General features: G+C 68.3%; 12 protein-coding genes. 7 read left to right on the forward strand and 5 right to left on the reverse strand.

From position 1 onward, the window contains the following. From QQK83_RS17545 to adh, 5 genes are all read left to right on the forward strand, one after another. On the forward strand, positions 1 to 169 hold a 169-nt coding region (locus QQK83_RS17545; RefSeq protein ID WP_284266493.1), incomplete at its 5' end, for a PfkB family carbohydrate kinase. Beyond that, positions 166 to 1,092 carry a pseudouridine-5'-phosphate glycosidase gene (locus QQK83_RS17550; RefSeq protein WP_284266475.1) on the forward strand — a complete coding sequence of 309 codons (927 nt, stop codon included), beginning with the start codon at positions 166 to 168 and terminating at the stop codon, positions 1,090 to 1,092. The genes QQK83_RS17545 and QQK83_RS17550, both read left to right, overlap by 4 nt. Before the next feature lie 101 nt (positions 1,093 to 1,193). Beyond that, the gene (locus tag QQK83_RS17555; protein ID WP_284266476.1) at positions 1,194 to 1,907 is read left to right on the forward strand and encodes a DUF502 domain-containing protein; all 714 of its coding nucleotides are present in this window, start codon (positions 1,194 to 1,196) and stop codon (positions 1,905 to 1,907) included. A gap of 79 nt (positions 1,908 to 1,986) precedes the next feature. Continuing rightward, on the forward strand, positions 1,987 to 2,949 hold the full coding sequence (locus tag QQK83_RS17560) for a GAF domain-containing protein (RefSeq protein ID WP_284266495.1): 963 nt from the start codon (positions 1,987 to 1,989) through the stop codon (positions 2,947 to 2,949). A 128-nt stretch (positions 2,950 to 3,077) separates the two neighbouring features. After that, the gene (gene adh / locus QQK83_RS17565; RefSeq protein ID WP_284266477.1) at positions 3,078 to 4,598 is read left to right on the forward strand and encodes an aldehyde dehydrogenase; all 1,521 of its coding nucleotides are present in this window, start codon (positions 3,078 to 3,080) and stop codon (positions 4,596 to 4,598) included. Between the two features lie 195 nt (positions 4,599 to 4,793). Here adh and QQK83_RS17570 read toward each other — a convergent pair whose 3' ends face one another. After that, the gene (locus tag QQK83_RS17570; RefSeq protein ID WP_284266478.1) at positions 4,794 to 6,602 is read right to left on the reverse strand and encodes an extracellular solute-binding protein; all 1,809 of its coding nucleotides are present in this window, start codon (positions 6,600 to 6,602) and stop codon (positions 4,794 to 4,796) included. Between the two features lie 274 nt (positions 6,603 to 6,876). Here QQK83_RS17570 and QQK83_RS17575 point away from each other — a divergent pair, with 274 nt between their 5' ends. Continuing rightward, the gene (locus QQK83_RS17575) at positions 6,877 to 7,662 is read left to right on the forward strand and encodes a 3-hydroxybutyrate dehydrogenase (protein ID WP_284266480.1); all 786 of its coding nucleotides are present in this window, start codon (positions 6,877 to 6,879) and stop codon (positions 7,660 to 7,662) included. A gap of 15 nt (positions 7,663 to 7,677) precedes the next feature. Here the strand turns inward: QQK83_RS17575 and olsA are convergent, their stop codons facing one another. The 3 genes from olsA to QQK83_RS17590 all read right to left on the reverse strand — a co-directional run bounded on the left by olsA (position 7,678) and on the right by QQK83_RS17590 (position 9,631). After that, positions 7,678 to 8,508, reverse strand: a complete 831-nt coding sequence (olsA, locus tag QQK83_RS17580; RefSeq protein ID WP_284266482.1) for a lyso-ornithine lipid O-acyltransferase — start codon at positions 8,506 to 8,508, stop codon at positions 7,678 to 7,680. Then, a complete protein-coding gene (gene olsB / locus QQK83_RS17585) occupies positions 8,505 to 9,278 on the reverse strand; it encodes an L-ornithine N(alpha)-acyltransferase (RefSeq protein ID WP_284266484.1) in 774 nt (257 codons plus the stop codon). Before olsB ends, olsA begins: the two co-directional genes overlap by 4 nt. Before the next feature lie 167 nt (positions 9,279 to 9,445). Further along, complete coding sequence (locus QQK83_RS17590) at positions 9,446 to 9,631, reverse strand: DUF3553 domain-containing protein (RefSeq protein ID WP_284266486.1); 186 nt, start codon at positions 9,629 to 9,631, stop codon at positions 9,446 to 9,448. A 14-nt stretch (positions 9,632 to 9,645) separates the two neighbouring features. Here QQK83_RS17590 and QQK83_RS17595 point away from each other — a divergent pair, with 14 nt between their 5' ends. After that, positions 9,646 to 10,269: a histidine phosphotransferase family protein gene (locus QQK83_RS17595; RefSeq protein ID WP_284266488.1), complete on the forward strand. Its 624-nt coding sequence runs from the start codon at positions 9,646 to 9,648 to the stop codon at positions 10,267 to 10,269. A gap of 95 nt (positions 10,270 to 10,364) precedes the next feature. On the opposite strand, the gene QQK83_RS17600 is transcribed toward QQK83_RS17595, so the two are convergent. After that, on the reverse strand, positions 10,365 to 10,564 hold a 200-nt coding region (locus tag QQK83_RS17600), incomplete at its 5' end, for a hypothetical protein (RefSeq protein ID WP_284266491.1).

The raw sequence follows: 10,564 nt of genomic DNA on the forward strand, positions 1-10,564 counted from the left end.
CGTCCTCAGCGCGGTGCCGCCGCCGGTGCAGGCGCGCCGGATCACCGGGGCGGGCGACACTTTCATGGCGGCGCATATCGCCGCCGAACTGGCCGGTGCCGACCCCGAGGAGGCGCTGCGCGCCGCCGTCGAAGGGGCCGCGGCCTATGTCTCGGGAGATATCGCATGACCATCCTGCCCCTGCGCCTGTCCGGTGAGGTCGCCCAAGCCCTTGCGGAAGGGGCCGCCGTGGTGGCACTCGAGTCGACCATAATCACCCACGGAATGCCCTACCCCCAGAACCTCGAGACCGCCCGCAGGGTCGAGGCCGAGGTCCGCGCGGCGGGCGCGGTGCCCGCGACCATCGCCGTGATCGCGGGCGAGATCCGGGTGGGCCTCGAAGAGGACACGCTGGAGGCGCTGGCGCAGGCGCGCGGCGTCGCCAAGCTCAGCCGGGCGGACCTGGCCGCCTGCCTCGCCACCGGGGGGACCGGTGCCACGACGGTGGCGGCGACGATGATCTGCGCCGCGCGCGCGGGCATCGCCGTTTTCGCCACGGGGGGCATCGGCGGCGTCCACAAGGGCGCGGAGGAGAGCTTCGACATCTCCGCCGACCTGCAGGAACTTGCGCAGACGCCCGTCACCGTGGTGGCGGCGGGGGCGAAGGCCATCCTCGACCTGCCCAAGACGCTCGAAGTTCTGGAAACCCTCGGCGTGCCGGTGATCGCCGTGGGGCAGGATGCCTTTCCGGCGTTCTGGAGCCGCGACAGCGGCCTGCCCGCGCCCTTGCGCATGGATGCGCCCGCGCAGATCGCGGCCGCGCAACGGATGCGCGGCGCGCTCGGCCTGCCGGGTGGGCAACTGGTGGCCAACCCGATCCCCGAACCCGACGAGATCGCCGCCGAGACGCTCGCGCCGCTGATCGCGCAGGCCCAGGCCGAGGCCGAGGCGCAGGGCATCGCGGGCAAGGCGGTCACCCCCTTCCTGTTGCAGCGCCTGTTCGAGCTGACCGACGGGCGCACGCTGAACTCCAACATCGCCCTCGTTCTGAACAACGCGCGGCTTGGTGCGCGCATCGCTGCGGCGCTGGCCGATCAATCGCGCGTGGGTTGAACGGCGGGCGCTTGTGCGACCCCGCGCCACCTCTTAAATAGGGCACGAACGGCGGTGGCGGCCCGCGACCGTCCTGCCCCGGCCCGGACCCCGCGACACAGATGCAACTGCCTGAAACACCCCCGCCGCCGAAACGCGGATTGTTCGCGTCGCTCCGGTCCAGTTTCCTGACCGGGATCATCGTGATCGCCCCTATCGGCATCACCATCTGGCTGATCTGGTCGCTGTTCGGCTGGATCGACAGCTGGGTGTTGCCGCTGATCCCCAACGCCTACAATCCCGCGCTGCTGATCCGGCAGTATACCGGGCTCGAGGTCGACATCCGCGGCATCGGGGTGGCCACCTTCATCGTCTTCACCCTTGTCGTGGGCTGGGTCGCCAAGGGGCTGATCGGGCGTTCGCTCATCCGCTGGGCCGAAAGCCTCGTGCTCTCCATCCCGCTGATCCGCTCGCTCTACTCGGGACTGAAGCAGATCGTCGAGACGGTGCTGCAACAGGGTCAGCAGAATTTCGAGAAGGCCTGCCTCGTGGAATACCCGCGCAAGGGGATCTGGGCCATCGCCTTCATCTCGACCAGCGCCAAGGGCGAGATCGCCCGCCGCCACGGCCCGGAGGAGATGATCTCCGTGTTCCTGCCGACCACGCCGAACCCGACCTCGGGCTTCCTGCTGTTCCTGCCGCGCAAGGACGTGATCGTCCTCGACATGGGGGTGGAAGATGCGGCCAAACTGATCATCTCGGCCGGGCTGGTCTATCCCAACGGCGATGCCGCCAAGGCGGCCGTCGAGGCGCAGGTGCCCGACGCCGCGGAATAGGCCCCGGCAAGGGTGACATCGCGCCGCTATCCTGTCAGCGCCGTTTGACATATCCTCCCGTCAGGGAGGAGTGACGCACATCACGCATCCATCGCATCATGTCACCCGCGTCCTTGCGACGGTCAGCGACGCCAGCGCAGCGGCGCGGTCGCGGCTGGCGGCCTCGTGGCGGCGCTCGATCGACCGGCACGGGCTGGACCCGGCCCGCCGAGACGGCGTGCAGCGGGTCGAGCAGACCCAGCTGTGCGAACGCCGCCAACGCGCCGAGCAGCTGATGCGGCTGGCGGGGCCGCGGCTCGATGCGCTGTATCAGCTGGTCGGCAGTTCCGGCTGCGGCGTGCTGCTGACCGACGCCGAGGGCGTGGTCCTCGACCTGCGCAGCTCCGAGGGCGACCGCGCCATTTTCGACAGTTGGGGCCTGACCCCCGGCGCCGACTGGTCCGAGGCCTCTGAGGGCACGAACGGCATCGGCACCTGCCTTGCCGAACGGCGGCATGTCATCATCCACCGCGACGAGCATTTCCACGCCCGCAACACAGCCATGAGCTGCATGGACGCGCCGATCTACGGGGCCGAGGGCGAGATCGTCGCGGCGCTCGACGTGTCCTCGGCACGGGCCGACCAGACCGAGGGCTTCAACCGGCTGATCGCCGCGATGGTCGCCCAGACCGCCCGCCAGATCGAGACCGACAGTTTCCGCGCCAGTTTTCCCAAGGCGCGCATTCTCGTTGCCGAAACGCCCGAGACCGAGGCCGCGACGCTTCTGGCAGTCGATGGCGACGACATCGTCATCGGGGCCACGCGCGGCGCGCGGCGGGCCTTCGGCCTGTCCTCGACCGGGCCGCTTGCGCCGGTGCCCACCGTCGACCTGCTGGGGCGCGAGGACGGGCCGACCGGCTTCGACAAGGCCGAGCGCGCCGCGGTCATGCGCGCGCTGGCCCGCGCGGGGGGCAATGTCTCGGAGGCCGCCCGCGCCCTTGGCGTGGGGCGCGCGACGCTCTACCGGCGGATGAAGCGGCTCGGGATCGACGAGAGCCGCTGAACCTGTCTCAGTCCTGAGACAGGTGGCCCCCCGGCCCTGACTTGCCCCTCCTGACAGGTGCGCGGCCAACCGTCATCTCGGGAACAGCCCGGCGTGGAGGATGCCGGCGCGTTGGAGGAGTTCCCAAAATGAACGAGATGACCCAGATCACGAGCGACTACACCTCGCCGTTCAAGCTGCGCTACGACAATTTCATCGGCGGCACCTTCCTGCCCCCCGTGAACGGGCGCTATTTCGACAACATAACGCCGATCACCGGCGCCAAGGTCTGCGAAGTGGCCCGGTCGGACGCCGCCGATGTCGAGCTCGCGCTCGATGCCGCCCATGCCGCCAAGGACGCGTGGGGCCGCACCAGCGCCGCCGAGCGGTCCAATGTGCTGCTCAGGATCGCCGACCGGCTCGAGGCGAACCTCGAGCTGCTGGCCCAGGCCGAGACCTGGGACAACGGCAAGCCGATCCGCGAGACGACCGCGGCCGACATCCCGCTCTCGGTCGACCATTTCCGCTACTTCGCCGGTGTCCTGCGCAGCCAGGAAGGCACGATGTCCGAGATCGACGCCGATACCGTCGCCTACCATTTCCACGAACCGCTCGGCGTCGTGGGGCAGATCATCCCGTGGAACTTCTCGATCCTGATGGCCGCGTGGAAGCTGGCCCCGGCGCTGGCGGCGGGCAACTGCATCGTGCTGAAGCCCGCCGAACAGACGCCCGCCGCGATCATGGTGCTGGTCGAGCTGATCGCCGACCTGCTGCCTGCGGGCGTGCTGAACGTGGTGAACGGCATGGGGGCCGAGGTCGGCGCGCCGCTCGCGCGCTCCAACCGCATCGCCAAGATCGCCTTCACCGGCTCGACCGAGACGGGGCGCAAGATCATGCAGGCCGCAACCGAGAACCTGATCCCGGTCACGCTGGAACTGGGCGGCAAGTCGCCCAACATCTTCTTCTCGGACGTGATGGCCGAGGATGACTCCTTTCTCGACAAGGCGGTCGAGGGCTTCGTCCTCTTCGCCTTCAACCAGGGCGAGGTCTGCACCTGCCCGAGCCGCGCGCTGGTGCAGGAGGACATCTACGAGGCCTTCATCGAACGCTGCATCGCGCGCGTCCGGGCCATCGTTCAGGGCGACCCCCGCGACATGGCCACCATGGTGGGCGCGCAGGCGAGCCGCGAACAGCAGGACAAGATCCTGTCCTACCTGACCATCGGGGCCGAGGAAGGCGCCGAGGTGCTGGTGGGCGGCGATGCCGCGCGGTTCAACGGCGAACTGGCCGAGGGCTTCTATATCCAGCCCACGATCCTCAAGGGTCACAACAAGATGCGGGTCTTCCAGGAGGAAATCTTCGGCCCCGTGGTCTCGGTCACCACCTTCAAGGACGAGGCCGAGGCGCTCGCCATCGCCAATGACACGATGTACGGCCTCGGTGCCGGTGTCTGGTCGCGCGATGCGAACCGCTGCTACCGTTTCGGCCGCGCGATCGAGGCCGGGCGCGTCTGGGTCAACAACTACCACGCCTACCCGGCGCACGCGGCTTTCGGCGGCTACAAGCAGTCCGGCATCGGGCGCGAGACCCACAAAATGATGCTAGACCACTATCAACAAACGAAAAATATTTTAATGAGCTATAATCCTAACAAGCTAGGGTTCTTCTGACGTTATAATTGACAGTAACGAGTTCCGGGCGGTCTCCCAGGATCGCCCGGCCGAGCAAACGGTATCAACGTGGTAGTGCCGCGTAACCAGTGCCGGGCGGTTCCCTCGGGGCCGCCCGGATGAGTATCCGCCGCGCGACGGAGCTTTAACGCGCCCGCAGACTTTCAGGCCGCCGCGGCACCCGGTGCCCGGCGATCACTCCTCGACCCACCAGACATCGGGCTGCCAGCCGATCCAGTCACCGTAGATCGGGATTGTCTCGGGGTAGCGCAACTCGGCATTGTGGGCGACGCGGCTGACCGGGTTGTGCCAGAAGGGCACGACATAGCGCATCGAGGTCAGCACCCGGTCCAGCGCGCGCACGGCGGCGACGTAGTCGTCCTGGCTTTCGGAATTCAGCATCTGTCCGATCATCGCCTCGATCGCCGGATGGCAGGCCCCCATCAGGTTGCGCGAGCCGGTCACGTCGACCGTCTCGCAGCCCCAGTAGCTGTATTGCTCGTTGCCGGGGCTGAGCGACAGGCCGTAGCGTTCGTAGATCATGTCGAAGTCGAAGACATCGCGCCGCTCGCGGAACTGCGCGGCATCCACGCGGGAAACCTCGACCGCGATGCCCAGACGCTCCAGCGCCTCGGTGTAGATGTTGACGATGGCGTCATTCTCGGATGACCCGGTCTGCAGCAGGATCTCGAAGGTGAAGGGCGCGCCCTCGGGCGTGGTCATCACGCCCTCCTGCACCGTGTAGCCCGCCGCCTCCAGCGCCTCGAGCGCGCTGGCGATGCCCGCGCGGTTGCGCTCGGTCCCGTCAGAGACGGGCATCACGTAGCCCTCGCTCGCGCCGGGCAGCAGCACGCCCTCGAAGGGCATCAGGAACTCGGCCACGCGCCCCTCGGCGGGGCCGGTGCCCATCGCCAGCGGCGAGTTTGCGAAATAGGAGGTGATCCGCGGATCGACGCCCCCGTTCAGCGTCTGGTTGATGAATTCGGCCGGAAAGGCCTGGATCATGGCCTCGCGCACCCGCCAGTCGTCGAAGGGTGCCGTCCGCGTGTTCATCACGAGGCCCGTCATGCCCGAAGGACGCTGGTGCGGCACCTCGGACAGAACCACCTCGCCCGATTGCACGCGGGGGAAATCATAGCGTTCGGCCCAGGACTGCGCCGAGGTCTCGCGCATGGTCGACAGGATGCCGGCGGTAAAGGCCTCGAACATGGCGGTGCCGTCGGCGAAGAACTCCATCCGCACCTCGTCGATCACGTTGGTGCCGCGCCGAAAGGCGATATCGGCCCCCCAGTAATCGGGGTTGCGGCGGAGCGAGACGAAGCGCCCGGCCTCGAAATCGTCGATGACATAGGGCGCCGTGCCGATCGGGATGACGTCGAGCCCGCTTTCGGTGAACGCCACCCCCTCCCATTGCGCGGCCTTCAGGATCGGGCGCAGCCCCATGATCATCGCAAGCTCGCGGTCGGGGTCGGAGAAGGTGATGCGCACGGTGCGCTCGCCCACGGCCTCGATCCCCTGAACGCGCGTCCACGCGCCGAGGTAGCGCGGGTGCCCCTCGGTCCCCAACGTCTCGTAGGACCAGATCACGTCCTCGACCGTGACGGGGCTGCCGTCGGAAAACCGCGCTTCAGGGCGGAGGGTGAACTCGACCCAGGAATGATCCTCGGCGACCTCCAACGACTCGGCGAGCAGACCGTAAAGCGTGAAGGGCTCGTCCCAGGACCGGCCCAGCAGCGATTCGTAGGCGAGGAAGCGCAGCTGCCACGGAACCGAGCCCTGCCGGATATGCGGATTGAGGCTGTCGAAACTGCCGGTTTCACCGGTCACGATCCGCCCGCCCGTGGGTGCGTCGGGGTTGGCATAGGGCAGATGGGTGAAATCGGGCGGCAGCGCCGGTTCCCCATACATTGCGATTCCGTGGACGGGCTGCGCGATACCTGCCCCGGCCAGCCCGAGCGCAAGGCCCGCGGCCACCGCGATTCGCGCGAAACACTGCGTCTTCATCTGGCAACAATCCTTCCTGCCTCAGTATCTGTTGGCTTCAAGGCTAACCGGGGGCAGTTTGCGATTCAAACTTTTCGGTTGGACATCGGCCAAGCCATTGCTTATAAAGAGGGCACTGCTCGATAGGTTTCTTGCCTGTATGAAACCTGCCTCAATGACTTAACCCCGGCCTCGTGCCGGGGTTTTTTTTGGCCATGGCCTGCCATGCCGCCCTTGTTCCTTTCGCAGATGCAGCATTAGGGTCGCCGCAAAGCTTCCAGCGAGGACGACGACCATGGCCATCACCACCGACCTTTCCGGCAAGACCGCCGTCATCACCGGTTCCAACTCGGGGATAGGCCTCGGGATCGCGCGGGAACTGGCCAAGGCGGGGGCGAACGTGGTGCTGAACTCCTTCACCGACCGCAAGGAGGATCACGCGCTCGCCGAAGAGATCGCCAGCGTCTGCGGGGTCACGGCGCGCTACATCAAGGCCGACATGTCGAAGGGCGCCGACTGCCGCGCGCTCATCGAAGAGGCGGGCGCCTGCGACATCCTGATCAACAACGCCGGTATCCAGCATGTCGCGCCCATCCCCGAGTTCCCGGCCGAGAAATGGGACGCGATCATCGCCATCAACCTGAGTTCCGCCTTTTACACCACGGCGGCCGCCCTGCCGATGATGCGCAAGGCGGGCTGGGGGCGCGTGATCAACATCGCCTCGGCCCACGGGTTGACGGCTTCGCCCTACAAATCGGCCTATATCGCTGCCAAGCACGGCATCGTCGGCCTGACCAAGACCACCGCGCTGGAGACCGCGGAAGAGCCGATCACGGCCAACGCCATCTGCCCCGGCTACGTGCTGACCCCGCTCGTGGAGGCGCAGATCCCCGACCAGATGAAGACGCACGGCATGGACCGCGACACCGTCGTGCGCGAGGTGATGCTGGCGCGCCAGCCGTCGAAGGCGTTCGCCACCGTCGAGCAGATGGGCGGCACCGCCGTGTTCCTGTGTTCGGACGCAGCTGCCCAGATCACCGGCACGACGATCAGCGTGGACGGCGGCTGGACGGCGCTCTGAGTCTCAGGCCCCGCATCAGGCCAGCCGATCTGGCGGGAACCCGCCCCTGACCTCGGCCTCGGCCATGGCGGCAAGGGTCTTGCGGTCGGGGAACTCCGCGACGCGCAGCGGCGTGTGATAGACCACCTCGACCCGCCCCTGACGGGGCGTGGCCAGCGTGGCCAGGATGGCCGGGCCAAGCGCCATGTCGCCCCACCAGCCGTAGAAGGCCGGGTGCGCGCCCTTTGGCGGGTGGTAGACCAGCGTCACCGGTTGGACCTGCAGCACGTCGCGCAGCCGTTCCGAGAGGAAGGATTGAAAGAGCGTCGTCTTGAAGGGCAGCACCCGCCGCCCGTCGGTCGAGGTGCCCTCGGGGAAAAACAGGAGCCGGTGGCCGGCGCGCAGCCGATCCTCGAAAAGCCGCGTCTGTGCCGCCGCCTGTTTCCTGTCGCGGACGATGAAGACGGTGCCGGTCCCGCGCGCCAGCCAGCCGATGCCGGGCCAGCCCTCCACCTCGGATTTCGCCACGAAGTAGAGACGCTTGCTGGCGTTCAGAACGAGGATGTCGAGCCAACTGACATGATTGGCCACATAGGCCCCAGGACCGGTCATCGGCACGCCCCGCACCCGCCGCTCGAGACCGATCAGGCGACAGGCCAGGATGCAGACACCCCGCGTGATCCAGGGCGTCACCGGGCGCGCGAGGCCGAAGACCAGCCGCTCGGGCAGACGCAGCACCAGCAGGATCGGGAAAGCCACGGCGATCAGCAAGATCACCGCGCCCCCCCGGCGCAACACGCGCAGCCAGTCGCCGGGGCCGAGCGCGGGGCGCGGCGGCTCTGGCGGGCCGGTCCAGGTCTCGCTCACGTCTGGGCCCCGCGGCGGTAGAGTGCGCCCTGTTTCTCGGGGATGGTCGCCACGTCCAGAACGAGGCAGACGTCGATGCAGTTGAAGGCGCGGTCGATGAACGCCCCCTGCCCCACGCAGCCCCCCAGCCTGAGATAGGCCTTGATCAGCGCGGGCGTCGCCCGGATCGCGGCGGGCCGGTCGAGATCGGCCTCGGCGATCAGGTCCATCCGCTGATACCCCTCTGGCCGCGCCACGGGTCGCAGGCCCGGCGGGGCGAGATGGCGGTGGTGCAGCAACGAAAGCGGCCCGGCCAGCGGCGCGGGATCGGTGCCGTGGAAGCTGGCGACGCCGAACAGCACCTCGATGCGATGCTCGGCGATGTAATCGGCCAAGCCCGCCCAGAGATGCATCATCGCCGTGCCCCCGCGATAGTCGCGGTGCAGGCAGGACCGCCCCAGTTCCAGCAGCCGCCGACCCGAGGCGCGCAGCGGCGTGAGGTCGTATTCATCCTCGGAGTAGAACTGCCCCGCGCGCGCCGCGGCCTCCTCGCGCATCACGCGGTAGACGCCGACCACCCGATCCTCGGCGGGGCGGCGATTGTCGAGCAGCATCAGGTGGTCGAAATGCGGATCGAAGCGGTCGGCCTCGCGCCTGTCCGCGTGATCGACCATCTCGCCGCCGCCGCCCAGTTCCTCGACGAAGACATCGTAGCGCAGGCGCTGCGCGGCATGAAGATCGGCCTCGCTCGCGGCGAGGCGCAGCTCGAAATGGCTGTCGTCCAGATCCATGGTCCGCCTTTTCGCACCCTTGCGACGCCCCAACCCCAGCCGGGCTTTAGCAGGCGCGACCGCCGATGCAAACCGCGCAGGCTTGCGCGCGGCACCCTCGGCCGCGTTAAACTCGTGTTAACCGGGGCGTGCGAGGGTGGCGCGCAAAGTGGCGGGAATGCGATGGATCAGTCGAGAAAGACCAGCTCGAGCGACACATGCCGGGCATCGAGGACAAGCTTGCCCTCGTTCTCGAAATTCACCGTGATGCGGCCGGCGATGTTGGATTGCACCTGCCCGAGACCCCAGTCGGGGTTCTCGGGGCTGCGGACCAGCATGCCGGGTTCCAGTATCGCGCTCAGATCATCCTGCATGGAGTGTGCGTTTCATGAATGACCAGTCACCGCAAGGGCCGCAAAGCCTGGCCGAGCTGATCGCGTCGCGGCTGTGCCATGATCTCGTGAACCCGCTCGGCGCGATCGGCAACGGGGTCGAGCTGCTCGAGATGACCGGCTCGGTCCGCGGCCCCGAGATGGAGCTGATCCGTGACGCGGTGCGCGATGCACAGGCGCGGATGCGCTTCCTGCGCATCGCCTTCGGCGCGGCGGCGGCGACCCAGGTCCTGAGCGCGCGGGAGGCGCGGACGACCGCGCTCGCCCCGTGGGAGGGGACGCGGCTGTCGCTCGACTGGAGCGCGCAGGCCGACCTGCCGCGCGCACAGGTCAAGCTGGCCTACCTGATGCTGCTCTGCGCCGAAACGGCGCTGCCGATGGGCGCTGCGATCACTCTGGGCCATGGGCCGGGCGGCCAATGGCGGCTCGAGGCCACGGCATCGCGCGTCGCGCTGGACGAAGACCTGTGGTCGGTCCTGCGCTTCGGCCTCTCGGCGGCAGGACGCGCGCTGCGACCTTCCGAGGTGCATTTCGCGGCCCTCCACGCCGCGGCGGGGCCGCTGGACAGGACGCTGAACTACGTGGCGCATGGCGAGGGCCTGACGATCTCGACGGCCTGACGAACGGGTGGCGCGATCAGGGGGGCGAATGACCGTGATGGCAGCGCGTTGCCGCCGCTGTGCCGGGCTGTGGCGTGACATGTCTCGGCATGTCTTCATCGGTCAGGCGGCGGCGGACCTTGGGACGCGTGGTGCCCTTGCGTGGGGCAGTGGATCGACTTGAACGCGACGCGCGATGTGCCTTGCCGGATGATGACCGCCTGCGCCTCGGGATCGAGCCACCCACCCGGCACCGGGCCGGGGCGCTCCCGCCCCGCTCGGCCTTCGGCCTGCGCGGGTTGGGCCCGGCCGCGCC

Origin of the sequence: Roseicyclus amphidinii, assembly GCF_030163755.1 — a bacterium.
In the GTDB taxonomy this organism is placed as follows: domain Bacteria; phylum Pseudomonadota; class Alphaproteobacteria; order Rhodobacterales; family Rhodobacteraceae; genus Roseicyclus; species Roseicyclus amphidinii.

What these genes read in the sequence shown, in the direction of transcription:
- QQK83_RS17550 (WP_284266475.1), top strand. Translation starts at nt 166, where the DNA reads ATGACCATCCTGCCCCTGCGCCTGTCCGGTGAGGTCGCCCAAGCCCTT.
- QQK83_RS17555 (WP_284266476.1), top strand. Translation starts at nt 1,194, where the DNA reads ATGCAACTGCCTGAAACACCCCCGCCGCCGAAACGCGGATTGTTCGCG.
- adh (WP_284266477.1), top strand. Translation starts at nt 3,078, where the DNA reads ATGAACGAGATGACCCAGATCACGAGCGACTACACCTCGCCGTTCAAG.
- QQK83_RS17570 (WP_284266478.1), bottom strand. Translation starts at nt 6,602, where the DNA reads ATGAAGACGCAGTGTTTCGCGCGAATCGCGGTGGCCGCGGGCCTTGCG.
- QQK83_RS17575 (WP_284266480.1), top strand. Translation starts at nt 6,877, where the DNA reads ATGGCCATCACCACCGACCTTTCCGGCAAGACCGCCGTCATCACCGGT.
- olsB (WP_284266484.1), bottom strand. Translation starts at nt 9,278, where the DNA reads ATGGATCTGGACGACAGCCATTTCGAGCTGCGCCTCGCCGCGAGCGAG.
- QQK83_RS17590 (WP_284266486.1), bottom strand. Translation starts at nt 9,631, where the DNA reads ATGCAGGATGATCTGAGCGCGATACTGGAACCCGGCATGCTGGTCCGC.
- QQK83_RS17595 (WP_284266488.1), top strand. Translation starts at nt 9,646, where the DNA reads ATGAATGACCAGTCACCGCAAGGGCCGCAAAGCCTGGCCGAGCTGATC.